We start from the raw sequence: 26,369 nt of genomic DNA on the forward strand, positions 1-26,369 counted from the left end.
ATTTGATATAAGAGATAGGTTAACCTAATTCGATATAAAATATCAGTTTAATAGTATCGATGTCATTCCTGCTTCGGTGCGGAATCTTAAAAAAACATCCTAAGATGACTTGTTAAATATTCTAGATCCCTGCTTTCGCAGGGATGACCTAAACCCTTAGGGGATGCTACTTATAGTGCTTAAGTTGACACCCATGTGCGAAGGCAGAGGTCTAAAATATATAGAAACCCTTCAGGACATTTTTTTAGATCCCCGCCGTTGCTAAGAATGACATCGTTTTTGGTCCTGTAAGTACCATACGCACTTCATGTACACTCCGCTTACTCGCCCCTCATTTTTAAATCCAAATCGAATTCAAGTTATAAATACCAAAAACTTCTTAATAAAAATCTGTATAAAATAAAATAATACCACCATGCACGAGCATATAACTAAACTCAATAGCATAGAATTAGGCAATTTATTTTCTATAGAAAATATTTTAGAATTATTATCAATAGGCTTATAAATAAATATTATTAACTTTGCTAAATACAATGCAGAGAATAGCGTACTTAAAGCTAGTACTACCATAACTAATATTTGATTTTGTTCTGCAGCAGCTAACATAATATAAAATTTACTAATAAAACCACCAAAAGGAGGAATGCCTATTAAGGATAAACTGGCAATGAGTACCATAAAGCTGGTTTTGGGCATTTCTTTAGCAGTACCTATAAGATCAGAGACTTGGTTGGTATTCTTTAAGCTATAAATACTTCCCATTCCATAAAATAAACAGATTTTAGTAAATGAATGTGAACATAAATGTAGGATAGAAGCTCCCATAGATTTTGATGTAAACATGAAGCTACTAAGTAAAGCTATAGATAATTGGTTAATGGTAGAATAGGCTAATATCTTCTTAATATTATCACTTTTTAACGCTTTAAAAGAACTATAAATTATAGTTATAATTGGTAAGAAAATAACCCAGTTAAATTCTGCAAAAAGAGATTGCAAATATTTAAGACCAAAAATATACATCAGAATTTTATAAATGCAAAAAAGTCCAGTTTTAACAACTACCACAGCATGTAGCAAGGCACTTACTGGGTAATGTGCTACCATCGCGGCTGGTAACCATTGATGTACAGGAAATAAAGCTGCTTTTGATATACCAAAAATAAACATTAATAACAAAATTATTGTTTGATTCTTGGAGAAATAATACTTGATAAAACCTTGCGATGTAAAATCTCCATGACCCGCTTTAGCATAAATAATTATTAGTGCTGGCAAGAATAGTAATATCCCTGAAATCATTAATATTTTTAAATATTTATAAACCCCTGCCATAACTTTATCTCCACCACTGTGACCAATTAGTGGAGCAGTTGATAATGTTAATAGTTCATAAAAAATAAACATAGTAAAAAGATTCGAAGATAATGCTGCCATCCCGCCAAATAACACACTTAGATTAAGGAAGAATAGAAAACGACTTGAATTATCGATATTATTGATTGCCAAATATTTTGTTGTGTAAATCAAAGCACAAATCCACAAAAAGCTCAGCAACGTTAAAAAAATAAGAGTGAGTGCTTCTAAATGCAGCCCTATAAAAAAATTACCATATATGTTTATTGACAGATTTGCTTTTACGCCTTTCAGAAATAACCAGTCAATAATTAAAATATTGACAAAAAAGAAGCTGCTAATAGTAATTAATAAAGAGTTACGGGTGTTATTATTACTATTACTGATAAGGGGAGTTACTAAATTTAGCATAGCTAGCAGTAAAGTCGATAAAATCAAAAAACTAGGGGTAATAGCAGAATACATTACTGCCCTCCCCTTATGTCATTCCCGCTCCCCTTTATGTCATCCCTGCGAAGGCAGGTATCTAAAATATCTAAAGCACCCTTCCTGTCTATTTCTTTAGATTCCCGCTTAAGCGGGAATGACATCGTTCTAGAAGCAATATATCTCATATCGTTTTCATGACTCCTAAAAAAAGTTTAAGAATATTGGTAGAAAAAATTGCATTATACTAATAAAAATCAGCCCACCATACTTAGTGTTCGATTTTAATCGTGTATAATCGTAGTGATCCCAACATAGTTTTTTGGCAATTTTATAGTGATAAAGTAACGACATAGCAGAACTTATAACAACAATACCAAACTCTAACCACATATTTTCAACAATCAACAACTCAAAAATACTAATCTTAATGAAAAACATACTACTTATTGGCAAACCACAGCTGTAAATTAGACTAAAAACTACCAAAACACGCCATAACATACTAAACGGTTTCGAAACATCAGAATAAGCAATGATCAGAAATAAAGCGATCTTGTTAAGGCTATCAGCAAACAAAAAGGGAAATAACAGTGATTCACCTCTAGGAATAACTAAAAGCAAAAACATATAACCAATTTGCACCGCAGAAGAATATATAACAATATTTCTGACTTTTTGGTTTCTGTAAGCACAATATGTACATAAAGTAATAGTTACCAAAGCGATTAAGCTGATAAAATTTGATAGATCCTTAATGATCACATTGTAATCAATAGTAAAATGAATGAACCTCAAGATTATATAAATACCAATTATACTGGATATACTAGCAAGATATGTCAGAATAACCGGAGCAGCTGAACTATAGGCTCTGATCATCCAAAAATGCATAGGAAAAAAAGCTGTTTTTAGTATAGAGCCAATTAGAAAAAAACTAATGCCTAGCATCACTATTTTAGAGTCATAATGCGTCTTAAGAAGCATTGAAACATCTAACATATTAAGGCTGCCTGTGCTACTTAATAAAAATCCAATGCCTATTAATATCAAAGTAGCCCCGACAGTACCAAGCATAAGATAATCGAAAGCACCGATAACAGCCCTAGGATTATTGCCCTGTGCCATTAATACATAGCTACTTAATGAAGATATTTCAATGAATACATAAAGATTAAAGAGGTCATTAGTGCTTACAATACCAAGATAGCCGCTATGGGCAAATAATAAAACTGCATAAAATAACGATTGTCTTTTTCTATCAAGAAATTTAAGTATGGTATTTGTAACCAATTTGTTACAAAAGATTAGAAAAAATAATAATACGCCATTAATATAGATAATTATAGGTTGGTTCAGATAGTCTAGCCGATATTCAATACCCATAGGGGCATGCCAATCACCAAAATTATATGATACGACCTCTTTATTAATTACAGATAAACCGTAAATACTTAAAAATAAACTTAGTGCAATCGATATAACTGCTATAATTCGAGTAGCTAGCCTATAGCGAAAAGTTAGTATTGAGAATAACGCTCCAAAAAATGGTAGCAATACTTGCAGAGCAGGAAAATGTTTAATTAATGTCATTCATTTCGATCATTAGTCGTTTCACTAAAATTAATCTCACCTTCTGATATAGTATTAAATTGCTTAGAAATACGGTAAATCAAGCTAAGACCCAATGATAAAGTAGCAAATCCAACAACAATAGCCGTGAGCATTAACACCTGAGGGAGTGGGCTTGAATAGCTATGTAGTATTGTACGTTCAATTGGTACAATACCTCCACTTACCTTACCAAGCATAAGGTAAAAAATTAGCACCGAACTTTGCATTACACTAAGCCCAATAATTTTACGAACATAATTATCACTGGTTAGCATTATAAATAAACCACTAACTAACACTAGCAGTGTAAAAAAATATAAAATTTTTGAGATATATATAGTTTCTAAAAACATTATTGCTTAACTTAATTATTTCCGGATCGAGTAAAAACACTTTCGATGTCATTCCCGCGTAGACCTGCGTGAATCGCTAGTATGTCATTCCCGCGTAGGCGGGAATCCAAAAAATAACCTGCAAAGGCTATTAGATATTATAGATTCCCGCCTACGCGGGAATGACATCAACCTTCACAGGGATGATATTTTCCTTGCATATATGAGGTTTAATACGGCTTAAATGCTTCATTAAACACACACACTATTTTTTTACCATGACGTATTGAAAGTTTGTGAAATACTTGTTCGATAATCACCATATTAGCGTTATCTTGGGAGAGTCGATAATTTACCATCGACTCTCTAAGAGCTTCATCAACTGCAAAAATAGCTGGTAACTCAACATTTTTATCTCTGAATTGTAGGTAAGTATACACTCCATCATCAAAAATTTTAATTGGTGCAATCGATTCATTACCACTTATGGAATAATTAAAATTATATTTTTCAGGATGCGATAAATCAAGGTTAGCTGAAGATGTAACGTAACTTTGTAAGTGATCTCCAGAATTTTCATCATCAGGATAAATAAACCTTAAATTAAAAACCATATCTGGATCTCTCATATCTAAGGCTTCTGTAGCATATAGTTCAAAAAAGTAAGTTCGCTTATTAGTAATAAGCGTCATGTTAGTTGTAGCATCTTGTTCCATCGGTTTAATGAAGATCCTATAACCCGCTGGTACTATTTGCCAAGAAGTGGTATCTCCCATGGAAATACTAACTATTTCTTCATCTTTTGCTAGCTCTATACTAGCCTGATAACCATAATATCCAGTAAACTTAAATACATCATCAGGACTATAAACCATCACCCTGATTCTACTATCAATCGGCATTGGTCTAGATTCCCTAACGGCTAACGCAGTATTTACAAAAAATACTACTACAAAAAATATTATTAGTTGCTTCATCTTATTTTTTTACTTTTATCTTCTATTAACTTAAGTTTGTAACCAGTAACAGCAAAATTAAATCTTGAGTTAGACGGTAGATGTATATTAATTGCATCTATTTCAAAATTTATTGTAGCTTGCCACACCATATTTTCTAAAATATCACTAGAAGCGTTTTTTGCCAAAGATGTAAATGTAACTTCAGCCTTATTATTTTTATGATAAACCACTGATAATATATTAACAGAACGCTTTAAGGACTTTTGGTAACGCATAACTGGAGACAATGGATTGTCAATATTCATAAAATTGGCAAATTGTCTAAATATTATACGCGTAGAATTATTCTGCATAAATATATACTGAGGACGAAGTAAATCATAGTCATATGATTCCCTATGTATAACGTAATTTCTAATCATAATATCTGCAATAGAATTAATTGCATCATGCTTAATATGATTAGCGTTAGTTATTGTTGCACTTTTAAGGGATTTAGCACTAATTGCATATCTCACCTGACGCTTTACTGGTAATAAAGTCTCAAAATTAATCACCACACTTAGAAATAATACAAATAGAACTACACTAAATATCAACAAAAATGTTCTGTGTACAAGTGGATATACATATTCAAAATTATACCATCTTTTAGCATCAACAAAATATTCACCAGACTTAATATATTCTTGAACAGAACTTAACACCTTATCCATTAGCTTTAAATAATTGCTTACCTATATTGGATTCTAACACATATTAGAAAAGATGTTATTATTTTTTGTAAAAATTATTCTTTTAGCCTATTCAAAAAGCTAATTTTGTGTCTACAATACCAATAAAGATCATATTAAGAATAGTCAAATTAAAAAGAATATTTGACTCAGGAAATGTTTGTTGTTATAAGCTCTGTGTATACACTAGTATTAATAATGGGGCGTGGCCAAGTGGTAAGGCAACGGTTTTTGGTATCGTCATTCGGTGGTTCGAATCCATCCGCCCCAGCCATTCTTTGATTTTAGTACATTTTGTGAACATATAAAACGGTGGACGTAGCATAAAGTCTAGCTTTCCGTCTTTTAATTCTAGGTTCGAAAATACAAAATTTAACAATCTTAATTTTTTATAATCTAAAAAATCCTGCTTTATTTGCCCGTGAAATTATATAGAATAAACAATAAACTATGGTGTTTATTACCGTAATTATTGGGGTAATTGGTATGTCAAGATATAATGACACTACTAAGCCAAGGAAGTCTACAATTAAAGCTACGATAACTGAATTGATAATCATTTGTGCTGGATTACTAGAAATCATCCTAGCGGTCATGGCTGGAATCAGCAAAATACTAGTAACAAGTAATGCCCCAACAATCTTAATAGTCGAGAATACTGATAAAGATAACAGTAACAAAAATGCCAATTCAATCGTTCTTACTTTCACCCCCTTAATTTGTGCAATATCTCTATTAATGACAATTAGAATAATCTGACTATAGAAATACCAAACGAAAGAAATAACGAATATAAGTATAATTGATAAGGTTAATATATCATTTAAAGAGGCAGATAAAATATCGCCAAATAATAGGTTAGTGATCTTAATCTGTAGTGGGTACATATAACCTACTACTAAGGCTAAAGATAACATAAAACTTGATATTAACATTACCACACTACTACCACCTGACCTATGTTTTAACGTAAACACCAAGATAGCAAATATAACGGCAACAACTAGTCCTGAATAAACAACAGGCAAATGGGCAAGGATACTAATACTTCCAGCAAGTAAACTTGCGTGCGAAAGACCATCACCAAAATAAATATATTTTTTCCATAAGCTTATACAACCAAGAGGAGCAAAAATTAGACTGATTAGAATTATAGTTAATATTATTATAGTCATTTTATACGATTTTTGGTAGATAATTTGAGAATAGCACTTAGTGCTTCATGATTTTTGTGGTATATTAGGAATGGATTCTATAACCAGTGAAGAAATATGTCTACAAAATCTTCTATTAATCAAATAGAACTAGAAAAGTTTAGTAAAATTTCTAGCGAGTGGTGGCAGGAAGATGGAGAGTTTAAAATTCTTCATCAAATAAATCCTATTCGTCTTGGTTACATAATAGATAAGATAAAAGATCATTTTAATATAGATGATGATGTAGTACTACCTTCAAAATTAGATATTTTAGACATAGGATGTGGCGGGGGATTAATTACCTCTGCTCTCTGTAAACTAAATGGCACAGTCACTGGCATAGATGCACTACAAAGTAATATAGATATTGCGATGCAGCATGCTGAAGAAGAAAATTTGAATATACAATATTTTAAATCGACTGCTGAGGAATTAGTATACTCAAATAGCAAACAGTATGATGTGGTATTATGCTTAGAAGTCATAGAACATATAGACAATCCTAGTGATTTTGTAAAAAACCTTGCTAGTTTAGTAAAACCAAATGGCATGATTATAATTTCAACAATTAACCGTACTGTAAAAGCTTATATGTTAGCTATTTTAATGGCAGAATACGTGCTTAGTTGGATACCAAAAAAAACCCATGACCATAGTAAATTTCTTAAACCATCTGAAATTTATTCTATGTTTAGTAAAAATAACATAGAGCTTAAAGAGCTTAAGGGCTTAACCTATAATATCGTCAATAGAAATTGGCAGTTGAGTGATGATATAGAGGTAAATTATTTTGCTTATTTAACTAGACCTCTTGCAAAACCCGCTCTGAATTGACTTTAAAGGAAATACTATGACTATAATTACCAGATTCGCTCCCTCCCCTACTGGCTTCTTGCATATTGGTGGGGCAAGGACAGCATTGTTTAATTATTTATTTGCCAAACACCATAATGGCAAATTTTTACTTCGAATTGAGGATACTGATAAAACAAGATCAACCGAAGATGCAGTAGATGCTATATTTTCCGGTTTGAAATGGCTTAGTTTAGACTGGGACGGTGAAGTGGTTTTTCAGTCTAAAAGAAATGATTTATACAAAACAGCAGCTCTGAAATTACTAGATGAAGGAAAAGCTTATTATTGTTTTACGCCTCAAGAAGAAATAGATCGGCAACGAGATAATGCTATAGCTAATAAACAACATTTTTTATTTCAAAGCCCTTGGCGAGATGCTGATCCTGCTAACTTTCCGAAAGGTTACCAATCCACAAAAGCAGTGATTAGGCTGAAAGCTCCAAGAACTGGCTATACAACTATCCATGATGCTTTACAAGGGAATGTTACTATTGAAAACTCCCACCTAGATGATATGGTGCTGTTACGTAGCGATGGAAGTAGTACCTATATGTTGGCGGTAGTAGTGGACGACCACGATATGCAGATTACCCATATTATCAGGGGGGATGACCATTTAACTAACGCTGCTCGTCAAATCCTACTTTATCAAGCCTTTGGTTGGTATGTACCACATATGGTACATATACCGTTAATACATGGTGATGATGGGGCAAAATTATCTAAAAGACATGGAGCTCTTGGAATAAAAGCATACCAAGATATGGGATATTTACCCGAGAGCTTGTGTAATTATTTACTAAGGTTAGGATGGAGTCACAAAGATGATGAGATTATTTCAAGACAACAAGCTATAGAATGGTTTGACCTTGAAGGACTTGGTAAATCGCCTGCTCGTCTTGATTTTGCCAAAATGGATAATTTAAACGCTCATTATCTACGTCAGCTTGATGCTACGCTATTAACAAAAATGATTTGTGAGAGTTTGCAAAAAACTTATAAAATTACCACGGAAGAAACGGAATATATTAAGCAAGCAATGCCAAACTTGAAGATAAGAAGCACAAATTTAGTCGAATTAGCTGAACTAGCCAAGATTTATTTGATTAACGTTCCTATTATCTACTCTGAGGAAGCCAAAGAGATAATCAAAAATTGTGATAAAAATTTACTTAACCAAGTTATTGAGGAATTAGAGAATTTACAAAATTTTGATAAAGACTCAATTCAAATAAAATTTAAAGAAATAGCCAAGAATAATAATATTAAACTTGCAGATCTCATGCAATCCATTAGATCTCTAATAACAGGCATGACTGCTTCCCCAAGTATTTTTGAAATTATCGCCATAATTGGTAAAGAAAATGCTATTGCTAGATTGAAATGTACTCAAATGATGTAATAAAAATAATAGACTTAAATGATCCTATGAATGGGAACAATAAACAAGGGGTGAGCAGACTAGGCGTACATGAAGTGCATGAGTACGCGAATACCCCGCAAGTATTTGCAAGAGCTGATTCGGAGGATCATTTGAGTATATTTCACAACCTAGTTGGAACATATGCTATTACGAGAATTTTAGGCAATTATGGTACAGCTAAAGGAATCGCTTACTTTATAGAAGATAAAAAACATATATACTCACCTCATTCACGTATATTATACAGAGAGGAGCTTGATGTTAAATACTATGGTAATACCAATAAGGTAAAAGCTTTTAAGGACTATCTATACTCTCTAGAGCAAAACAAAATTGTTAAATATTTTGTTAATGAAAATAACAATGGTTTATTTTACCAATTACATTTTATCTCTAATACTCCTTTTCAGGCTGAAGGTACACATCAATGCAACTTGGATCTTTATCAAGCTAATTACACATTCTTGAATAAGAATTCTTTTGAACTGAGTTATAAAGTTTTAGGCCCTAACAAAAACTATACGATAACAACTAGTTTTACTAGAATATCCTGAATTCAATAGATCTCTTTCGAAATTCGCTTATGCTGAGGAATTTAAAGAAGCCACTTCACTGCGAACCGCAGCGTACTGAGATGCACATGAGGAGCAGACCTGCCGCCATTATGCCCCCCTACTCGCCATTATGTCATTCCCACGTAAGCAGGGATATAGAATATCTAAAAACACCCTTCCTGTCTATTTCTTTAGATTGTATCTTGAATATTAGCTCAATATGGAGTTAATATGGTCGGAAGAAGTGACGCCGTTTAATTTAGATTGGTCTTTAAAGACCGAGGGAATCTTGGTGCACTCCTTCCTTGAATTGTATCTTGAATATTAGCTCAATATGGAGTTAATATGGTCGGAAGGAGTGACGCCGTTTAATTTAGATTGGTCTTTAAAGACCGAGGGAATCTTGGTGCACTCCTTCCTTGAATTGTATCTTGAATATTAGCTCAATATGGAGTTAATATGGTCGGAAGGAGTGACGCCGTTTAATTTAGATTGGTCTTTAAAGACCGAGGGAATCTTGGTACACTCCTTCCTTGAATCGCAAAGTATAATACGAACGGTAGGATGATCCTTTAGAGATCGAATTTACAATCATGTATCAAAACTTTGCAAAACAACCACTAATTATAGGTAAAGCAAATGACCGAAAAAAGCAAGATATTTATGGGAATAGATGTTTCAAAAAATACGCTTGATATATCTATGAACAATATTCATTGTAAGATTAAAAATACAGATAAAGCTATTTCTGATTTTATAAAATCAGAAATAGCTTCTCGAAATATTGTGCTTACTGTTTTGGAATCTACTGGCGGTTATGAACGTTTGGTTATGAGGATGTTGCAACAAGCCGGGCTTGCTGTGCATAGAGCTCATCCTAATAGAGTTCACGCTTTTGCCAAGGTCTGTAACCATTTTGCTAAGACTGATAAATTGGATGCGTTATTACTTGAGAAATATGCAGCTTTTATTGCTAATGATGAGAAAGGAGACCAAATAATTTCTGTTATACAAGAAGAATTACAATCTCTAAGGAGCATAGAACGTAATATAGAAGAAGATATACATGCTAATCAATGCAGAACAAAAGTTGCATCCGAGAAGGCCAAGAAATATCTCGAGGAAATGATAAAGTGTGGCAAAAAACAGCTTGAGGAAATTAGAAAAGATATAAAGGCTGCCATAAAGGAAGATAAGAGTTTAAAGGCAAAAAATGATTTGCTGATAAGCTATAAAGGTATAGGCGAAAAAACAGCTAGTGTTTTGCTAATAGAACTGCCAGAGCTTGGTGTGCTGAGCAATAAGGAAATTGCAAGCTTAGTTGGACTCGCCCCAAAAACAAGCCAAAGCGGTCAAAAAACTAATGGGGCTCATATTAGAGGCGGCAGGTTTTTTGTTCGAAAAAGCTTGTATATGGCTGCTTTAGTAGCGATGCGTCATAATGACAAAATGAAGGCATTATATGAACGTATGACTAATGCTGGTAAAAAAGCAAAGGTCGCTTTAGTAGCCGTTATGCGTAAAGTAATTATTTGTTTAAATTCTATGGTGAAAAATAATAAAATTTATGAATACTAATCTACTTTTTTTCTTGACTAGCAAGACGGTAGATTCCTACTTTCGCAGGAATGACATCGTTTCATCGTACATGTCATTCCCGCTTTCCTTTATGTCATCCCTGCGTAAGCAGGGATATAAAACTACATAACATAGCTCTCTATGCTATTTTTTAGACCCCTGCTTACGCAGGGGTGACATCCGAAAGTGCAGAGATGACATCCTAGACTATTAAACCGATGTCTTACATCAAATTGAGGTTAAGTAAAATTTACAAATCAGCCTTACGACAATTTGAAGTTTCGAGAATTCTGACTCGAGCGTTCGCACCGAAGGCTCTCACTTGTCTAGGATGTGACGTGTCGCCAACTTAAACCAAATATCAGTGTGCCTTCGCGGGAATGACAGCTCTGTGTAGTAACACAACTGTAGTACTAGTTTCTTCTACTACCAAAGAATCTTAGAAGATGTAAGAACAAATTAATAAAGTCTAAATACAAATTAAAAGCAGCCATTATAGACATTTTTTGCCCTAACTCTCCACCTCCAGACATAAAATACATAGACTTAATTTTTTGAGTATCCCATGCAATAATACCCATAAATACGCCAACTCCAATGAGAGACGTTGCAAAATATATCGCTGAGCTTTGCAAAAACATGTTGACTAGCGACACAATGATAAGACCAAATAATCCCATGATAAGAAATGAACCCATTGATGTCAAATCCCTATTGGTACTATACCCATAAAGACTCATTGCACCAAAAACAGATGAACAAATAAAGAAAGTTCGAGCAATTGACTCTCCTGTATAGATAAACCCGAGGGATGCCAAAGACATACCAGTTAAAGCAGCATAAACCCAAAACAATACTTTAGTAGTATCTAGACTCATCCTGCCAAATCCCATAAAAAAGTACAAAGCAATTCCCACAGGAGAAATCATTACCAACGTTCCCAAACCGGTATAGCCCATGAACTGTCCATTTGCTTCAACTTGAAATAAAAGCCTAGTTAATGGCTCAAATGATATAGTAGCAAAAGCCATTACTCCAGTTAGCACAAGAGCTAAAGCCATATAATTATAGACTTTCAGCATGTATTCTCTCAGTCCAACATCATATGTTTTCTGAGTAGCAGTAAAAGTCTTGGTGTAATCAATCATAAGAAACCCCATGAATCATGTTATTATTTATACTATAATAGTATAAGCTTCATACCTTTTCTTTTCAAGAAGAAAATTGTGAAATATTTATTTAAATTATCATGAAACGCTTATAAAAGCAAAGAAAAGATTAGAGAGAAAATTTTATAATCAGTTTCCTAGATTAATATTTATTATTCAGCCTGAAAGGCTATTAAGAATACACGTTAATTCGGGATAAGGATTAGTAAAAATAGCAGACATATATACACTACGAAGAGCAATTAATGTATGAATTCACAGAAATGCAATTTATACATATCCAAAATCTTGTATTAGTTATAGCTAAAGCATTTTTACTAATCCTTATCCCGAATTGACGTAATACGGATTCCCGCCGTTGCTAAGAATGACATCGTTTTTGGTCCTGTAAGTACCATTACTTACGTTGGCTTTTTGATCCATGTGGGCAATGCCTACGCGGGAATGACATCGAATTATTGAGGGTATATTGAAAGCTGTATCCCTTATTTTACAAGCCCTACAGCCTAATTTTTAAATTATTCTGAGGTAAATACCAATTATTAGTTGCGACTTTTAAATTACCCCGATAAGCTCAGGTAATTTAGTTGTTTACATGATACAAAGATATTGCTATTTTGTCTACAAAACTTAAAAAATATGATCTAATTTTTAGGGATTTAATGCCTCTGTGGTGGAATGGTAGACACGGTAGACTCAAAATCTACAGCTCAAAAGGCGTGCTGGTTCAAGTCCGGCCAGAGGTACCATCATTGTGACCAAGGCAATTTGAAAGCTAGACTTATCCCAGTGAGGGTTGATGTCAGAGTAATGTTATACCGAATTCAGGTTATTCACGAAGCTAATTTGAAGACACATTCAAATATATACAAAAACAATATTTAGGCAATGAAGGTTAGTTACATCCAATGAGTACACATAACAATATTAATGATGTTGTAGAAATTACAGCACAAAGCGGTTCATCAATTTTCTCTATGATATCATCCACTGATATTATAGGAAAATCTGTTATGATAATTTTGGTAATTGCTTCAATTTGGGCATGGACAATAATTATAGATAAGATAGTTCATTTAGTTCAAATAAGAAAGAAAATTGCAATTTTTGAAGCTACTTTTTGGTCTGGAGCAGTTTTAGATCAGTTATATGAAACTATTAAAAGAACAATGAATAATCCTCTTGCCGCAGTTTTTGTAGCAGCTATGAACGAATGTAAACGCCAAAATCCTAACAACCTCACTGATGCACTTAAAATTAGCCATAAAGAGCGAATAATACAATCTATGTACTTGATAAGGAATCGTGAACTTGAACGATTAGAGCAAAATTTAGGTTTTTTGGCAACTGTTGCTTCTAGTACACCATTTATAGGGTTATTTGGTACTGTTTGGGGGATTATGCATAGTTTTCAATCTATTGCAGCATCAAAAAATACCTCACTTGCTATCGTAGCTCCTGGCATTGCAGAAGCTCTACTTGCAACGGCAATAGGTCTATTTGCGGCAATTCCGGCGGTGATTTTTTATAACTACCTTTCTTCACAAATAATTAAGATTAATAACAAAATTGATGATTTCATTAATGAGCTTAGTTCTATACTATCAAGAGCCATAGATGAAGGGAAAATGTAATGGCTATACAATTACCAAATTCAAACAATCAAAGATCTAGACGTAATTTAGTCAGTGAGATCAACGTTACACCACTCGTTGACGTCATGTTAGTGCTATTGATCATCTTTATGATAACCTCTCCAATGCTAGTGTCCGGTATTAATGTTGATTTACCAGAAACAACCTCTAGCCCACTGTCAGGGCAAGATGAACCGTTAGTGATTAGTATTAACAACAAAGGAGAATTATATTTATTGGAATCTAAAATAGAGAGACAAAATTTAGCTACTAAGCTAACTAATATTACAAAAGAAAAAAAAGATATTAGAATTTTTGTAAGAGGCGACAAAAACGTGCCATATGGCGAGGTAGTTAGCGTTGTATCTGAAATCCATGCAGCAGGCTTTTCTAAGGTAGCACTAGTTTCAAATATTAAATATAATGAAAAATAATAATATTTTTTCTATTTCTTTTATTTGCTCCGTAGTACTTCATTTACTAATAATATATTTCTTCTTATTTGGTCTTCCATCATTGTTTAAAAAACCTCCTGAAGAACAAGTAATAGTTTTTGAAATGTTATCAATTAATAGTAAATCTAATGTACCCAATAAAATAAAACAGTCTGAAAAAACTATAGAAAATCAAGATACAAAAAAAGTAGAACAAAGCAAACCTGATGATACAGAAGAGAAGAAACCTTTAGAGAAGCCTCTAGAAAAACTTCTAGAAGAAAAGAAACCTCTAGAAGACAAGCTTCCTATCAAGGAAGAGAAGGTTATAGATAAAAAACCTATAGAAGAGAAGAAGCCTCTTGAAGACAAACTTCCTATCGAGGAAAAGAAGGTTATAGATACAAAGCCTATAGAAGAGAAGAAGTCTGCAGAAGAAAAAAAACCTGTAGAAACAAAGAAGCCACTCGAGAAAAAAAAGAAAATTCCTAATAAAAGTGACTTAGATTCTTTGCTTAAAAATTTAGAACAATTATCTGAAGGGTCGAGTGCAAAATCAAATAAACAAGCTAGATCCAAAGAAAATAAAGAAACCCAAGAATCAAAAGGTCCTTACGATGACACATTGCCTCTTTCCATCAGTGAAATATCTTTAATTAAACAACAAATAGAGAGAGTATGGAACAAACCTATTGGGATACAAAACCTTGAGCAGCTACGGGTAACTTTGTATATAGCTTTAAATCAAGATGGCAGTGTCAAAGAAGTAAAAGTCAAAGAAACAATATGCCCAAATATAACAAAAATAGCTTGTGACGCTCTATCTAACAGTGCAATGAGGGCAGTATGGCAAGCAAGTCCTATTAATAATCTAGACCCTCAGCGTTACAATAGCTGGAAAGAATTTAATTTTCTTTTTGATCCAAGTATGTAAAATATTTGAAGAATTATGATATTTTTCAAGATTTATACTTAGTGCTAGTCAAATTTCCTCTATATTAGTATTAATTTCCGGATTTGGGATTAGTACTACAGTTGTAGTACTAACGTCAAAACGATGTCATTCCCGCGTAGGCGGGAATCCAAAAAATAGCCTGCAAAGGCTATTAGATATTATAGATTCCCGCCTACGCGGAATGACAGCTCTGTGTAGTAACTACAACTGTAGGATTAGGATAAAACCAAATAAAGAGTACGGCAAATAATAAAGATAGGTTTAGTAGTAAATTCCATTCTGTCATAGATATACCAAATAATTTAACTGCCGGTTTTGTGCAAGTCGCAATAGGTTGGCTATAAAATATTTCTTTAATATCTTGGATGGATAAGTGCTTTGGAATATGGATTAAAGTTGAACAAAGACTACTTGGTTCAAATATCCCTCTTTCCACTCCACTATGATAGCCTGCTAATATGCAAGCACCTAATAAGTTTAGAACGATAAAAAATAAAGTATATTTGCTTATTTTCTTGATAAGAATCGCTACAACTGAAATCTTGATTATAAATAAATATGGGAATCTTTGATAAATACATAAAGGGCAAGGTGAAAAATGTAATATATATTCGACAAAATAAGCCAAAGATAAGGCAAAGATGCACGTACAAACTAGGGTTATATGTAAAACTCTAAAACTATCTTTGCGAAAAAAATGTACAATAGAAGAAATTAGCATAAGTAAATATTATTTTTTTAAGTCGCTATTGTCTAGGAATATTACCAAAAACTCAAGAGATAATTTATAAGTTTACAGAAAACCAAGTATACGTATAATCTCAGTGGGTATAATCAAACTACATGGAATATATAGATGTCAGAATTAGAAATTTTAGAAAATGCCGTTAAATCAAACGCTTGGCCTTTTTTAGAAGCAAAAAAAATATTAGATCAACTGGGTAACAAAACTCCAGCTAAAGGTTATGTATTATTTGAAACTGGTTATGGACCGTCAGGGATACCACATATAGGTACATTTGCAGAAGTTGCTAGATCTATAATGGTGCAAGAAGCATTTAAACAACTATCCAATATCCCAACTAAGATTATCTGTTTTTCTGATGATATGGATGGTTTGCGTAAAGTCCCAAATAATATCCCAAATCCTGATATGGTGGCATCACATATTGGCAAGCCTTTAACATCTATTCCCGATCCTTTTGGGGAATGTGAAAGTTATGGACATTATATGAACGCTAAGCTTCGCTCATTTTTAGATAGGTTTGGCTTTAAATATGAATTTTTTAGTAGTACAGAATGTTATAAATCCGGTTTATTTGATCAGATGATGCTTAAAGTCATAGACAAATATGATGAAATAATGGCTCTAATGTTACCAAGCTTTAGAGAGGAAAGAAAAGCCACCTACTCACCTTTTATGCCAATTTGTCCAAAAACCGGTATTGTACTACAAGTACCTATTGCAAAGATCGATCGCTTAGCCGCTACTATTACCTATAAAGACGATGAAGGGAAATTTGTGGAAGTTCCTGTGACAAAGGGACATTGTAAGCTGCAATGGAAACCTGATTTTGGTATGCGCTGGGCCGGCTTGCAAGTTAATTATGAAATGTATGGTAAGGAGCATATGCCTAATGCTGGCTTATATTCTAGGATTTGTCGAATCTTAGAGGGAATCCCACCAGTTCAATTTTTTTATGAATTATTTCTTAACGAAAGCGGAGAGAAAATCTCTAAATCTACAGGCAATGGCATTACTGTTGATCAATGGCTGCAATATGCACCAGTGGAAAGTATGTCGTTATTTATGTACCAAAATCCAACAAGAGCCAAACGTTTACATTTTGATGTGATACCTAAAAATGTTGATGAATATATTACCTTCAATAAAAAATATCATTTAGAAACAGAGCAAGTAAAGCGTTTTGCTAATCCAGTACATCATATTCATCACGGGAATGTGCCTAATATCGAAACTTTTGGCATTAGTTTTAGCTTATTGCTAAACCTCGCATCGGTTTGCAATCCTGAAGATAAATCGGTACTTTGGGGATTTATCAGTAAGTACGCCCCGAGTGCGACGAAACAAAATGCCCCGTACCTTGATCATTTGACAGATTTTGCCACTCGTTATTATAATGACTTTATTAAAGCTAATAAGTGCTATTTAGTTCCTAATGATCAGCAGAAAATTATCTTACAAGACATTATCTCTATGTTAGATGTTTTGCCGGAAGATATTACTTCCGAGCAAATCCAAGAAAAAATTTATGATATTGGTAATAAGCATGGTTATAATAATTTAAGAGATTATTTTAAAGAATTATATCAAATATTACTTGGACAAAATGAAGGACCAAGGCTTGGGTCTTTTATTAAACTTTTTGGTATTAAGGACTCTATAAATTTGATTCAACAGAAATTAATTTAGCCCTAGTTGATGACATCAAGCCTGTTACATCGAACTCAGGTTTAAGTTACTATGAAGATTTATGAAAAAAATAAGACTTGACCAGTATCTAGTAGAATCCAAACTAGTTGATGATATTAACATAGCACGAAGCTTAATAGTGCAAGGCAAAGTATATATCAACCAGTACCAAAATACCAAACCAGGTACAGGAATATTGCCTGATACTCCTGATATTATTATAAAACACCCAGTACATGATTATGTATCACGAGGTGCTTTGAAATTAATTGCTGCTCTAGACTATTTCAATATTGATCCACAAGATTTAGTTTGTCTAGATATAGGCTCTAGCACTGGTGGTTTTACTGAGGTTTTACTCCGTAGAAATGCCAAAAAGATTTTTGCAGTAGATGTAGGATATGGTGAACTACATTATAAATTGCGTAATAATCCTAAAATTTCAGTAATTGAAAGAACTAACGCCCGCTATCTAACAGTTGAGCAAATTAGCTTACCACTAGACCTTATCGTTTGTGATGCCAGCTTCATTAGTCTTACCACTATATTACCCACTTCATTTGCCCTAGCAAAAGATAATTGTAATCTAGTTGCCCTAATTAAACCACAATTCGAAGTAGCAAGGGATGAAGTCGGGAGTGGTGGAATTGTCAGAAGCCAACTCTTACACCAAAGAGTATGTAACCATATTCAACAATGGCTAGAATCAAACCATAACTTTAATATATACGGGATAATACCCAGCCCTATTTTAGGGGCAAAAGGCAATCAGGAGTTTTTAATTTATGGACAGCGTAACAAAAAACTATAATTAATTGATTCAAAATACGATGAAACGATGTCATTCTGCGAAAGTAGCGGAATCTAAAGAAGCAGACAGGAAGAGTGTTTCAGGCATTCTAGATTCCCTGATTCCCCTGATGTCACCCCTGCTTCAGTGCGGGGTCTAGAAAAGTCTAAATAGTTCTCTTGGCTATTTTTTTAGCCCCCTGCCTACGCAGGGGTGACATCGGGGTTGTTAAACCAATGTCTTACATCGAATTAATTAAATAAATAATCCATAGCAAATTAGATCCCTCCCATATATTTTTCAAACTTATTTTCCTCGTCTTGATATTTATCTGCATCCACTAGAGCTGGTTTTTTAATAGTAATATTCGGCCAAATGCTTGAGAAAAATTTAGCTCTCTCTATCCAATCAATCAGCTGTTCTGACTCCGGCTTAATAGCTTTAACCGGACACTCAAGCTCGCATACTCCACAATCAATACATTCATCGGGATTAATCACCAACATTAACTCCCCTTCATAGAAACAATCGACAGGACACACTTCTACACAATCGGTATATTTACATTTTATGCACTCATCGGTAACAACATAAGTCATGAATTATCATATTCCTTGAATTTGGCTATTAAAACACAAGATCTCAAACCTAAAACTAATAGAAAATATAGTATACTACTTATAAACATTAGCACTAAGGGCAATAACATAGAATTATGAATTGTCGGGCTACCTAGCCGTAAAACACTTGCTGGTTGGTGCAAACTATACCAAATATTTACCGAAAATTTTACTATGGGGATATTGATAAAACCAATCAAGGCAATCACTGAAGCTGGTCTTTCAGCACGCCTTATATTATCACCACTATTAACAACTACTATATAACTTAAATATAGTAAGAATAATACTAACATTGAGGTAAGTCTAGCATCCCAAACCCACCAAGTCCCCCAAATAGGCTTTCCCCATAACGAACCTGTAACCATACTAATCAGGCAAAAAACTGCACCAATAGGGCTACTGGCCACCGCCATTAAGAAAGACATTTTAGTCTTCCACACTAGATTACACAAGCTACAAATAGCCATAAATGTATAAATCCCTAGTGCCATCCAAGAAGCTGGCACATGAATATACATAATCCTGACCATCTCACCTTGCTGGTAATCTTGTGGTGAGACTATCAAAGCTTGGTATAACCCCAGCCCCATTAATATCAACATGGAAACTAGCAATAATGGTATCATGGTTTGTATTAACTTACTAAAAAAATAAGGATTTAGTAATTTAAACATTTAGCTACTTGGTTAATTATTTTTAAATATTGATTATAGTATAAATCATCGTTAATGTCAGTTATTCTCCAATTCTCGCTTTCAACTTCTACTATCTCTGCTTTAAAATTTTTATAAATTCGAACATCTTGCTCGAGACTTAATAATAAACATTTACTATTGGACATAGCTAATAAATGCTCAAGATTACTGATATATTTAAGGCTTTTTTGATCAGAATTATATAATTTTGCAACGCTTTTTTGGCTATTATCAAAAAAATATTCTAGACTATCACTAAGTAAAATAACATCTGTCAAAGGTCTTAATTTTTCATTTTTGATTTTCGTAAGTCTCTCTATTTGTTTTTTTGCCTTATCAAGATTTTGGTAAATATCTGAACTAATCTCAGGAAATCGTTCCGCTAATATCTTAGATAATTGTTCTAACGCTACTTTTACATTATCTAAATCAAGCCAAATATGCCAATTACTATATGAGTCATTACTAATAATTTTTAGCCCCGTAAAATTACTAATTTTAATAACATTTTTACTATGACCATTCATTAGCTTCCCAGCAAAACCATCAAATTGCTCATCTATATAAAATACAATATCTGCATCTTTGACTTTTTTAAGGTCACTAGGTTTTAAATTATAATGGTGCGGACAATCATCATTATTAGCAATAGCTACAATCTCTGCTTGATCTTTAACTAGCATAGCTATAATAGCTGCTAGCGGAGTTATACTAGTAACAATTTTCACTTTACCACTGGCAAAAGCTGCATAATTAAACAATATCATCATCATAGCAATAAAAATGCTAGCACTAATAGTAATTTTCATTATTTTCCAATAATTTAAGTAATTGATTCTTATTAAGTGTAAAATCACTTTCTATCCAATCTTTTTTTAATTTGTCCAGCAATATGCCAATAGCTTTACCATGAATATTTAATTTTTGCAAGTCATGACCCTTTATAGGAAATATTGGACGGGCTTTAGAGCTATATCTATCTAGAAATTTCTTGGCTACCGTTCTATCTACTTTGCCTAATGATACTAGAACACTTATATACTGCAAATAATCACCATTTTCCAACCAAATTTCTCTTAATACAAATTCATTTATTTCTCTATTAATAACTTTAAGTATAGTAGTGATTTTTAGGGCGATTTGCCGGGAAAATTTTAAATTTAGTAAATCACTTAGTGATAAGTTCTTTATGTGATAAAATAAAAGTGAATACCTAGTGTAAATTGCAAGAGACAGGGGCATTTGAACTTCTTCGATGTCATCCCTACTGCCCTTTATGTCATTCGAGCTGCGGCGGGAATCTAGAATATCTAAAACATCCTTCCTGTCTATTTCTTTAGATTCCTGCTTTCGCAGGAATGACATCGTTCCATCGTATATGTCAGCCTGTTCAAAAGAACCAAAGCTAATTGCTTCTGACAAATATTTTTTATCAAACTGGCTAACTGGCAATATTATTTGCAATATGCCATTATCAAACATTTGTTGCAAAATATCAGGACTATTGTCTGAGATAATCAATTTATCCATTTCCCATTTTATCCGTTCTTTTGATAATAATTTTAGATTTTCTTGCAATTTAATACAAGCATTTAGCCCATCGGGATTCAGCTGTGCAGCATAATAGCAGGAAAAGCGAAAAAACCGTAAAATACGCAAAAAATCTTCTTGGATTCGTTCAAATGCCTGTCCTATAAATATTACTTTCGATTGTCGTAAATCATCTATGCCACCAAAATAATCATAAATTTTATGTTCAAATGGGCAATAACTGAGGGCATTAATAGTAAAATCTCTTCTAGCAGCATCCTCCATAAAATCATCAGTAAAGATAACTTCTGCACTCCTACCATCACATTTTATATCTTTTCTAAGTGTAGTAATCTCAAATTTTTCATTCTTTACTAAAGCCGTAACTGTACCATGTTTTATGCCAGTTGGTATGACCGTAATGTTGGCTTTTGATAAAATATCTATTACTTGTTTTGGTAATAAATTTGTTGCTATATCAATGTCGTAGTTGACAACATTAAGAATAGCATCCCGAACAGCCCCCCCAACAATTCTAGCCACCCCTCCATTTAGTTTCAGTATTGACAAAATTTCTTTGTAATAGCGTGATTGGATAGATAATTCTTTTGTTACAACGTGCATTATAGAAACACCTTATTTTTGAGAAACATTATTAGACCTTACACTAGATAATCAAGTTTTTATTGAGTTATATAATTCAGGACAGTTTAAAAGTCATGAAAAGAAGCCGAGAAGATGTCATTCCCGCGTAAGCGGGAATCCATAATACTTAATAGTCTTTCAGGCTTATTTTTTTAGATTCCCGCCTACGCGGGAATGACATCGAAGGCGGTTGAATTTATATCTATAACAACTATTAATTGTGACTTTTAAATTACCCTGTCTATATTTAATAGTTAATTTCCTACTAAACTACTGGCAAATAAAACCGGGTCAAACGATTTTAAATCATCTATTTTCTCTCCTATCCCTATAAAATATACCGGTAAGGTGAATTGCTGTACAACACCAACTATTACGCCAGCTTTTGCTGTACCATCTAATTTAGTAACTATAAGACCTTTTATGTTAGCAATAGCCGAAAATTGTTCGACTTGGTTATATACATTCTGCCCAGTGGTAGCATCAATTACCAATATACTATGGTGAGGTGCTGTATCATCAATCTTCTTGATAACCCGAACAATTTTTCCAAGCTCTTCCATCAGATTTTTTTGGTTATGTAACCTGCCAGCTGTATCAATAAATAATATATCCACATCGTTTTTTATTGAGGACTGCATAGAAGTGTAAGCAACACTAGCAGGATCAGCTGATTCTTCTCCTGTAATAAACATAGCTCCACTTCTATCAGCCCAACTAGATAATTGGCTAACAGCAGCAGCTCTAAATGTATCACAAGCTGCAATAGCCACTTTTTTACCTTGCCCACTATAAATGGCGGCAAGCTTTCCTATCGTGGTAGTTTTACCTGAACCATTAACACCACAAACTAGGATTACATTAAGCTTTTTATCATACAATTCAAAAGGCTTGCTAGTTTTTATCAATAATTGCCCAATAATATCAGCAAGTTTTTCTTTGATTACCAAGCTACTCACTTCTTTGTCAAATTTGATAGATCTTAGTTTACTGACAAGTTCTATCGCAACAGATGGAGTTATATCTGAAGATATTAACAACTCTTCTAGCTCATTTAAAGTTTGCTCATCTAGCTTTTTCTTATAAAATATTTGATCAATGCCCGAAGATATTTTATCCGAGCTATTGATTAATGCCTGTTTTAATTTAGTAAATATAGAGGTCATTTTATAGCCGCCCTTTTAAGCCTATCATTGATCGCAACTCCGATAGCAACTTCCGGTATGGGGGCAACAGCAATTGCCAACCCATTTAATTCCGCATAATTGTCCAATATTCTAAGGTTGGCAAATAGGTTACTAGCTGCTTCAATTAAATCGCCAGTTAAACTTAAGTTAAGCGATAATTTGCCCTCAAGCTTACTATTAGCAAAATTAAGCCCTACCTCATTAGCTTCTAAACTCTCTGCATTCAACCTTACTCTAGCTTTTGGAGAGTAGTGTTTATGCATCATACCTGGAGCTTTAATTTGCATCAAGCTAGGTGTTTTATCTAATTTCTTACCTAGAACTTCCTCTAATGCTTCCTTCGTTATAAAGCCATCTCGCAAAATAGTTAGGTTATTAGTAGTAGTGTCCACTATGGTGGACTCTATACCATACTGACACTTACAATCATTCAAATTATCACCTAAAATAAAAACATCTTTCTCATCTAAAAAATGTTCTTTTACATGTTCTAAAGCCGTGCTACTAATATAACCTGATGGGTTAGCACTAGGTGCTGCTATAGCCGTGCCAGATTTTCTTATTAGCTCTAAAGCAATATTATGTGATGGTATACGAAGTGCAACCGTCGTAAGTCCCGCTAATACTGACCCCGCTATATTTGCACCGCTTTTTAATGGTACAACAATAGATAAAGGTCCTGGCCAAAAGACATTACTTAACTTAAGAGCATCTGCATTAAATTCCCCTATAGTTTTAGCTTGCCTCATAGTTGCCACGTGGACAATCAGAGGATTTATACTTGGACGCTTTTTTATCTTAAAAATCTTTTGACAAGCTTGTTCGTTACTAGCATCTGCACCAAGTCCATATACTGTTTCTGTTGGAAAAGCTACCACATTACCAAGTTTTATGAATTTGACAGCCTGCTTTAATGTATCAGTCATAAGAAACTAAATTTTGCTAATTTATCAAATAATTGCGTAACCATTCTGAGCAACAATAAACGATTATTGGCAATGTTATGATCTTGATCTTTGACCATAACATTATCAAAAAACTCATTTACAGGTTTTAATATCTCTAGTAATAGACTAAGAGTCTTAGTAAAATCTTTTTTTATAATATAACTATCAATTTGCTTAGAAATAACTCCCAATGATAAAAACAATTCTTGTTCATATTTGGAAATAAAAGCATCTTGGTTAACATCTCCTTCTATATTACTACCTTCTAGTATATTGTTTGCTCTTTTGTAAATAGTTAATAAATTCTTACCATCATCCTTAGTCAGAAACTCCTGTAAGGAGGCAAGCTTTATTTCACTAACAACTAGGTCTTCTTCAATATCAAAATCAAGCACAGCATTAATTAACGATATATCATAGTGATTTTTAAAATAATATTTTGCTCTTTCTTCTAAAAAATCTAGAATTATCTGCCTAGCTTTATTTAGCCCACTATCATTCCCACTTGCCTCACTAGGGGGCGGTAGGGAATGACGGTGTGATACAATGTCTTCAAACATAGTTTGATATAAGTGAACTACATAAGCAACTAATTGCTTAATATTTATACTCAGTCTATTACCTAAAATTATCCTAATAATACCTAGTGCTTGCCGTCTGAGTGAGTAAGGGTCTCTTGAACCACTTGGCTCTTCTCCTATTAATATCAAACCTACTAAACTATCCAATTTATCAGCAATAGCCAATATTGCTGCATCTCCTACTGGCAAACTATCCGATGGACCTTGTGGTTTATAATGATCCCTGATTGCCGCTGCGATTTCCTCCCCTAGCCGATCTTCTTTAGCATAATAATATCCCATAATTCCTTGCAGCTCAGGAAATTCTCCAACCATTTCGCTAGTGAGATCACTTTTACAAAGTCTAGCGGCTATTTGTAAATTCTGATTTCTTGGTATACTCTTCTGCTTTGAAGAATTGGTTTCGCAAAACTGCAGGGCATTCGCGTACTCACGTACTTCATGTACGCCTAGTCCGCTCACCCCTTGTTTGTTGTCCCCATTCTCCAAATCATTTGAGTATATGATATAATTACAAATATCAGCAACCCTTTCAGTTTTTTGTTTTACACTACCAAGCTTGGCATGAAATGTTATCCTTTCAAGTTTTGGCAATTTTGATTGTAAACTATTAGATAAATCCTGCTGATAAAAATACAAGGCATCAGAGAGTCTAGCAGATAATACTTTCTCGTTGCCAGCTACAATAATATCCTTATCATGAGGCATATTACTGACGAAAAGAAAATAAGGGGCAAAATTACCAGTCTCATCAAAAGTACTAAAATATTTTTGATGGTTGCGCATTGAGCTAACCAGCACCTCTCTAGGTAACTTCAAAAAGTGAGATGGTATTTTACCCACCATAACAACTGACAATTCTACTAATCCTGTTACTTCTTCTAATAATTTCTCATCCTCTTTTATCACTAAATTAAGTGATTTGGCTATTATTAATAATTGCCTTTTAATTATCTCCTTGCGTTCTTCTTGGTCAATAATGACATTACTCTCCCGCAGCTTAATCTGGTACTCAGAAAAACTGTCTATAGTAATCGATTCAGGACTGATAAATCTATGCCCAAAGGTAATATTATTAGCCGTCAAATGACCATATTTAATTGCTAGTATTTCTCCATCAAATATACATAAAATATTCCTAAGAGGTCTAATCCAGCTTATATCATAGTTCCCCCAATACATAGATTTTGGCCAAATATACTTACTAATTGCTTTAGGAATCATATCTTCCAATAGCACTCGTATATCGGTTTCTTTAGTATTTTTTACTATTATATAATATGATTGCCCTTGCACTAATAGTGTAGATAATTTTTTTTGCTCAATATTATTTGAGCGACAAAACCCTTCTATAGCCTGCGATGTAGCTGAAACTTTTGGCCCTCTTATGGTAATTTCTTTTGGCGGTATAGATTTCGGTAAATTGGTAATATATACGGCAATTCGCCTAGGTCCAATAAATACCTGAACATCCCCTGTTAGCCTACTATCTTGCAAGATTGTAGTAAATATGGTTTTATAGCTTTCCGCTGCATTTTTCTGCATCAAAGCTGGTATTTCTTCACTAAACAATTCTAACAATAACTCACTCATATTAACTCTTCTTCTCTTCTAATTACACGAATTTGGGATAAGAATTGATAAATTCTTATCCCAAATTCGGTAAAATTTAATCGAAACAATCAGATTTGAGACGGCTCTGCATCTGATTGTTA

At 33.5% G+C, this 26,369-nt stretch carries 24 protein-coding genes, 2 tRNA genes and 1 pseudogene; 11 read left to right on the plus strand and 16 right to left on the minus strand.

Translation table 11 applies throughout. The features are described 5' to 3' along the window. Positions 1-354: 354 nt before the first annotated feature. The 5 genes from ACN1AG_RS07355 to ACN1AG_RS07375 form a co-directional block, all read right to left on the minus strand. Positions 355-1,824, minus strand: coding sequence for a proton-conducting transporter membrane subunit (locus tag ACN1AG_RS07355; RefSeq protein ID WP_367364337.1), 1,470 nt, complete (start codon positions 1,822-1,824; stop codon positions 355-357). A gap of 165 nt (positions 1,825-1,989) precedes the next feature. Then, a complete protein-coding gene (locus tag ACN1AG_RS07360) occupies positions 1,990-3,378 on the minus strand; it encodes a proton-conducting transporter membrane subunit (RefSeq protein ID WP_367364339.1) in 1,389 nt (462 codons plus the stop codon). Further along, a complete protein-coding gene (locus ACN1AG_RS07365) occupies positions 3,375-3,731 on the minus strand; it encodes a Na+/H+ antiporter subunit C (RefSeq protein ID WP_367364780.1) in 357 nt (118 codons plus the stop codon). The genes ACN1AG_RS07360 and ACN1AG_RS07365 overlap by 4 nt, the downstream gene beginning before the upstream one ends. A 230-nt stretch (positions 3,732-3,961) precedes the next feature. Further along, entirely contained in the window at positions 3,962-4,708 is a 747-nt protein-coding gene (gene virB9, locus ACN1AG_RS07370) for a P-type conjugative transfer protein VirB9 (protein WP_341758521.1), read from the minus strand. Continuing rightward, complete coding sequence (locus ACN1AG_RS07375) at positions 4,705-5,406, minus strand: VirB8/TrbF family protein (protein ID WP_367364340.1); 702 nt, start codon at positions 5,404-5,406, stop codon at positions 4,705-4,707. The genes virB9 and ACN1AG_RS07375 overlap by 4 nt, the downstream gene beginning before the upstream one ends. A gap of 217 nt (positions 5,407-5,623) precedes the next feature. Here ACN1AG_RS07375 and ACN1AG_RS07380 point away from each other — a divergent pair. Further along, positions 5,624-5,698, plus strand: a tRNA-Gln gene (locus ACN1AG_RS07380). Positions 5,699-5,813: 115 nt separating this feature from the next. Here ACN1AG_RS07380 and ACN1AG_RS07385 read toward each other — a convergent pair. Continuing rightward, entirely contained in the window at positions 5,814-6,599 is a 786-nt protein-coding gene (locus tag ACN1AG_RS07385) for a metal ABC transporter permease (protein WP_417904897.1), read from the minus strand. 96 nt (positions 6,600-6,695) lie between these two features. Here ACN1AG_RS07385 and ubiG point away from each other — a divergent pair, with 96 nt between their 5' ends. From ubiG to ACN1AG_RS07405, 4 genes are all read left to right on the plus strand, one after another. Further along, a complete protein-coding gene (ubiG, locus tag ACN1AG_RS07390; protein ID WP_417904898.1) occupies positions 6,696-7,454 on the plus strand; it encodes a bifunctional 2-polyprenyl-6-hydroxyphenol methylase/3-demethylubiquinol 3-O-methyltransferase UbiG in 759 nt (252 codons plus the stop codon). 16 nt (positions 7,455-7,470) lie between these two features. Continuing rightward, positions 7,471-8,877: a glutamate--tRNA ligase gene (gltX, locus tag ACN1AG_RS07395; protein WP_417904899.1), complete on the plus strand. Its 1,407-nt coding sequence runs from the start codon at positions 7,471-7,473 to the stop codon at positions 8,875-8,877. Beyond that, positions 8,859-9,452 (plus strand): DUF6314 family protein, encoded by a 594-nt coding sequence (locus ACN1AG_RS07400; RefSeq protein WP_417904900.1) that lies wholly within the window; start codon positions 8,859-8,861, stop codon positions 9,450-9,452. The genes gltX and ACN1AG_RS07400 overlap by 19 nt, the downstream gene beginning before the upstream one ends. 639 nt (positions 9,453-10,091) lie before the next feature. Then, the gene (locus ACN1AG_RS07405) at positions 10,092-11,030 is read left to right on the plus strand and encodes an IS110 family transposase (protein WP_417904901.1); all 939 of its coding nucleotides are present in this window, start codon (positions 10,092-10,094) and stop codon (positions 11,028-11,030) included. Between the two features lie 413 nt (positions 11,031-11,443). Here the strand turns inward: ACN1AG_RS07405 and ACN1AG_RS07410 are convergent, their stop codons facing one another. Next, entirely contained in the window at positions 11,444-12,178 is a 735-nt protein-coding gene (locus ACN1AG_RS07410; RefSeq protein WP_417904902.1) for a Bax inhibitor-1/YccA family protein, read from the minus strand. Positions 12,179-12,863: 685 nt separating this feature from the next. Here ACN1AG_RS07410 and ACN1AG_RS07415 point away from each other — a divergent pair. The 4 genes from ACN1AG_RS07415 (at position 12,864) to ACN1AG_RS07430 (ending at position 15,201) form a co-directional block, all read left to right on the plus strand. Further along, positions 12,864-12,948, plus strand: a tRNA-Leu gene (locus ACN1AG_RS07415). Positions 12,949-13,107: 159 nt separating this feature from the next. Further along, positions 13,108-13,833, plus strand: coding sequence for a protein TolQ (gene tolQ, locus ACN1AG_RS07420; protein ID WP_367364345.1), 726 nt, complete (start codon positions 13,108-13,110; stop codon positions 13,831-13,833). Then, a complete protein-coding gene (gene tolR / locus ACN1AG_RS07425; RefSeq protein ID WP_341755720.1) occupies positions 13,833-14,267 on the plus strand; it encodes a protein TolR in 435 nt (144 codons plus the stop codon). Before tolQ ends, tolR begins: the two co-directional genes overlap by 1 nt. Beyond that, the gene (locus ACN1AG_RS07430; protein WP_417904903.1) at positions 14,257-15,201 is read left to right on the plus strand and encodes a cell envelope integrity protein TolA; all 945 of its coding nucleotides are present in this window, start codon (positions 14,257-14,259) and stop codon (positions 15,199-15,201) included. The genes tolR and ACN1AG_RS07430 overlap by 11 nt, the downstream gene beginning before the upstream one ends. 193 nt (positions 15,202-15,394) lie before the next feature. Here ACN1AG_RS07430 and ACN1AG_RS07435 read toward each other — a convergent pair whose 3' ends face one another. After that, positions 15,395-15,943 (minus strand): disulfide bond formation protein B, encoded by a 549-nt coding sequence (locus ACN1AG_RS07435; protein ID WP_367364348.1) that lies wholly within the window; start codon positions 15,941-15,943, stop codon positions 15,395-15,397. Between the two features lie 135 nt (positions 15,944-16,078). Here ACN1AG_RS07435 and ACN1AG_RS07440 point away from each other — a divergent pair, with 135 nt between their 5' ends. Continuing rightward, a complete protein-coding gene (locus ACN1AG_RS07440) occupies positions 16,079-17,656 on the plus strand; it encodes a lysine--tRNA ligase (RefSeq protein WP_417904904.1) in 1,578 nt (525 codons plus the stop codon). A gap of 61 nt (positions 17,657-17,717) precedes the next feature. Next, entirely contained in the window at positions 17,718-18,467 is a 750-nt protein-coding gene (locus tag ACN1AG_RS07445) for a TlyA family RNA methyltransferase (RefSeq protein ID WP_417904905.1), read from the plus strand. Positions 18,468-18,724: 257 nt separating this feature from the next. Here the strand turns inward: ACN1AG_RS07445 and fdxA are convergent, their stop codons facing one another. The 8 genes and pseudogenes from fdxA to glyS all read right to left on the minus strand — a co-directional run. Then, positions 18,725-19,045: a ferredoxin FdxA gene (gene fdxA / locus ACN1AG_RS07450; protein WP_417904906.1), complete on the minus strand. Its 321-nt coding sequence runs from the start codon at positions 19,043-19,045 to the stop codon at positions 18,725-18,727. Further along, the gene (locus tag ACN1AG_RS07455) at positions 19,042-19,743 is read right to left on the minus strand and encodes a heme ABC transporter permease (RefSeq protein ID WP_367364352.1); all 702 of its coding nucleotides are present in this window, start codon (positions 19,741-19,743) and stop codon (positions 19,042-19,044) included. Before ACN1AG_RS07455 ends, fdxA begins: the two co-directional genes overlap by 4 nt. Beyond that, positions 19,728-20,573 (minus strand): metal ABC transporter substrate-binding protein, encoded by an 846-nt coding sequence (locus ACN1AG_RS07460; protein WP_367364353.1) that lies wholly within the window; start codon positions 20,571-20,573, stop codon positions 19,728-19,730. The genes ACN1AG_RS07455 and ACN1AG_RS07460 overlap by 16 nt, the downstream gene beginning before the upstream one ends. Next, complete coding sequence (locus ACN1AG_RS07465) at positions 20,557-21,918, minus strand: CCA tRNA nucleotidyltransferase (RefSeq protein ID WP_417904907.1); 1,362 nt, start codon at positions 21,916-21,918, stop codon at positions 20,557-20,559. Before ACN1AG_RS07465 ends, ACN1AG_RS07460 begins: the two co-directional genes overlap by 17 nt. A 275-nt stretch (positions 21,919-22,193) precedes the next feature. Next, positions 22,194-23,105 carry a signal recognition particle-docking protein FtsY gene (gene ftsY, locus ACN1AG_RS07470; RefSeq protein WP_341758539.1) on the minus strand — a complete coding sequence of 304 codons (912 nt, stop codon included), beginning with the start codon at positions 23,103-23,105 and terminating at the stop codon, positions 22,194-22,196. Then, the gene (locus ACN1AG_RS07475; protein WP_417904908.1) at positions 23,102-24,052 is read right to left on the minus strand and encodes an L-threonylcarbamoyladenylate synthase; all 951 of its coding nucleotides are present in this window, start codon (positions 24,050-24,052) and stop codon (positions 23,102-23,104) included. Before ACN1AG_RS07475 ends, ftsY begins: the two co-directional genes overlap by 4 nt. Beyond that, positions 24,049-24,468, minus strand: a complete 420-nt coding sequence (locus ACN1AG_RS07480) for a DALR anticodon-binding domain-containing protein (RefSeq protein ID WP_417905611.1) — start codon at positions 24,466-24,468, stop codon at positions 24,049-24,051. The genes ACN1AG_RS07475 and ACN1AG_RS07480 overlap by 4 nt, the downstream gene beginning before the upstream one ends. Further along, a pseudogene (glyS, locus tag ACN1AG_RS07485) lies at positions 24,451-26,247 on the minus strand (glycine--tRNA ligase subunit beta); the annotation flags it as partial. The gene ACN1AG_RS07480 and the pseudogene glyS, both read right to left, overlap by 18 nt. Positions 26,248-26,369: the final 122 nt, after the last annotated feature.

The organism is Candidatus Tisiphia endosymbiont of Micropterix aruncella, assembly GCF_965178575.1.
GTDB lineage: Bacteria > Pseudomonadota > Alphaproteobacteria > Rickettsiales > Rickettsiaceae > Tisiphia.

Excerpts from the sequence above, each read along its gene's own strand:
- ACN1AG_RS07435 (WP_367364348.1), bottom strand. The coding sequence starts at position 15,943 with ATGCTAATTTCTTCTATTGTACATTTTTTTCGCAAAGATAGTTTTAGA.
- ACN1AG_RS07375 (WP_367364340.1), bottom strand. The coding sequence starts at position 5,406 with ATGGATAAGGTGTTAAGTTCTGTTCAAGAATATATTAAGTCTGGTGAA.
- ACN1AG_RS07475 (WP_417904908.1), bottom strand. The coding sequence starts at position 24,052 with ATGACTGATACATTAAAGCAGGCTGTCAAATTCATAAAACTTGGTAAT.
- ACN1AG_RS07385 (WP_417904897.1), bottom strand. The coding sequence starts at position 6,599 with ATGACTATAATAATATTAACTATAATTCTAATCAGTCTAATTTTTGCT.
- virB9 (WP_341758521.1), bottom strand. The coding sequence starts at position 4,708 with ATGAAGCAACTAATAATATTTTTTGTAGTAGTATTTTTTGTAAATACT.
- ACN1AG_RS07410 (WP_417904902.1), bottom strand. The coding sequence starts at position 12,178 with ATGATTGATTACACCAAGACTTTTACTGCTACTCAGAAAACATATGAT.
- ACN1AG_RS07465 (WP_417904907.1), bottom strand. The coding sequence starts at position 21,918 with ATGCACGTTGTAACAAAAGAATTATCTATCCAATCACGCTATTACAAA.
- fdxA (WP_417904906.1), bottom strand. The coding sequence starts at position 19,045 with ATGACTTATGTTGTTACCGATGAGTGCATAAAATGTAAATATACCGAT.
- ACN1AG_RS07460 (WP_367364353.1), bottom strand. The coding sequence starts at position 20,573 with ATGAAAATTACTATTAGTGCTAGCATTTTTATTGCTATGATGATGATA.
- ACN1AG_RS07430 (WP_417904903.1), top strand. The coding sequence starts at position 14,257 with ATGAAAAATAATAATATTTTTTCTATTTCTTTTATTTGCTCCGTAGTA.
- ACN1AG_RS07455 (WP_367364352.1), bottom strand. The coding sequence starts at position 19,743 with ATGTTTAAATTACTAAATCCTTATTTTTTTAGTAAGTTAATACAAACC.
- ftsY (WP_341758539.1), bottom strand. The coding sequence starts at position 23,105 with ATGACCTCTATATTTACTAAATTAAAACAGGCATTAATCAATAGCTCG.
- ACN1AG_RS07440 (WP_417904904.1), top strand. The coding sequence starts at position 16,079 with ATGTCAGAATTAGAAATTTTAGAAAATGCCGTTAAATCAAACGCTTGG.
- tolR (WP_341755720.1), top strand. The coding sequence starts at position 13,833 with ATGGCTATACAATTACCAAATTCAAACAATCAAAGATCTAGACGTAAT.
- tolQ (WP_367364345.1), top strand. The coding sequence starts at position 13,108 with ATGAGTACACATAACAATATTAATGATGTTGTAGAAATTACAGCACAA.
- ACN1AG_RS07405 (WP_417904901.1), top strand. The coding sequence starts at position 10,092 with ATGACCGAAAAAAGCAAGATATTTATGGGAATAGATGTTTCAAAAAAT.
- ACN1AG_RS07400 (WP_417904900.1), top strand. The coding sequence starts at position 8,859 with ATGTACTCAAATGATGTAATAAAAATAATAGACTTAAATGATCCTATG.
- ubiG (WP_417904898.1), top strand. The coding sequence starts at position 6,696 with ATGTCTACAAAATCTTCTATTAATCAAATAGAACTAGAAAAGTTTAGT.
- ACN1AG_RS07355 (WP_367364337.1), bottom strand. The coding sequence starts at position 1,824 with ATGTATTCTGCTATTACCCCTAGTTTTTTGATTTTATCGACTTTACTG.
- gltX (WP_417904899.1), top strand. The coding sequence starts at position 7,471 with ATGACTATAATTACCAGATTCGCTCCCTCCCCTACTGGCTTCTTGCAT.
- ACN1AG_RS07445 (WP_417904905.1), top strand. The coding sequence starts at position 17,718 with ATGAAAAAAATAAGACTTGACCAGTATCTAGTAGAATCCAAACTAGTT.
- ACN1AG_RS07360 (WP_367364339.1), bottom strand. The coding sequence starts at position 3,378 with ATGACATTAATTAAACATTTTCCTGCTCTGCAAGTATTGCTACCATTT.